Raw genomic sequence first — 756 nt, 5'->3', positions numbered from 1 at the left:
CGGTAAATCCGCCATGCACACGATCGGCGCCCGCGCCAGGGAGACCGCCAAGATCGCCGCCGCCATGATGGAGGACGGCCAGGCCGGCGATAAGGCCAGCGACGGAGGGCTCGACACGTCCGTGGCCACAGGCAGCGTGGACGTCGTTCTGCCGGCGACCGTCAACATTCCGGCGAAGGCGCCGACTAAGAATTGAGTTTTAGCCGCTGATTGGCGACACCGCAGGCCCGTCCGACCTCTCGACGCCTGCGGTGTTTTCTTTCTTTTTTCGTGACGCGGGGATGCCGGATGACTATATCCGGCACAATGACGACCACGATCCAGACGATCCGCGACGACTTTTCCCTGCTCGACGAGTGGGAGGACCGCTATCGCTACGTGATCGAACTCGGCGAAGCGCTGCCGCCGTTCCCCGACGCCGCGCGGACTCCCGCCAACAAGGTGCCGGGCTGCGTCAGCCAGGTGTGGCTCACCACCGACCAGGGACAAGGGACCGATCCGGTCATCACCTTCCAGGGCGATTCGGATGCCCATATCGTGCGTGGCCTGGTCGCTATCATGCTGGCGCTGTTTTCCGGGCGCCCGGCGAGCGAGATCCAGAAAACAGACGCCGAGGCGACACTCAAGGGGCTCGGCCTCGACGAGCACCTTTCGCCGCAGCGCGCCAACGGCCTGCGCTCGATGGTCAAGCGCATCAAGCACGACGCCGATACGGCGCTGAAGCAGATCGCCTGATCTGACAAATCGTATTTTGAG

General features: G+C 64.0%; 1 protein-coding gene and 1 pseudogene. Both read left to right on the top strand.

All coding sequences use genetic code 11. From position 1 onward, the window contains the following. Nucleotides 1-196: pseudogene (locus tag EN742_RS36655) on the top strand (hypothetical protein); the annotation flags it as partial. Nucleotides 197-306: 110 nt separating this feature from the next. After that, nucleotides 307-735, top strand: a complete 429-nt coding sequence (locus tag EN742_RS36650; protein ID WP_126059169.1) for a SufE family protein — start codon at nucleotides 307-309, stop codon at nucleotides 733-735. Nucleotides 736-756: the final 21 nt, after the last annotated feature.

It is taken from the genome of Mesorhizobium sp. M4A.F.Ca.ET.020.02.1.1 (assembly GCF_004022645.1).
Taxonomy (GTDB): Bacteria; Pseudomonadota; Alphaproteobacteria; order Rhizobiales; family Rhizobiaceae; genus Mesorhizobium.
This window is presented reverse-complemented; position numbering and strand designations above follow the sequence as displayed.

Coding starts and splice junctions, on each gene's coding strand:
- EN742_RS36650 (WP_126059169.1), top strand. CDS start 307: ATGACGACCACGATCCAGACGATCCGCGACGACTTTTCCCTGCTCGAC.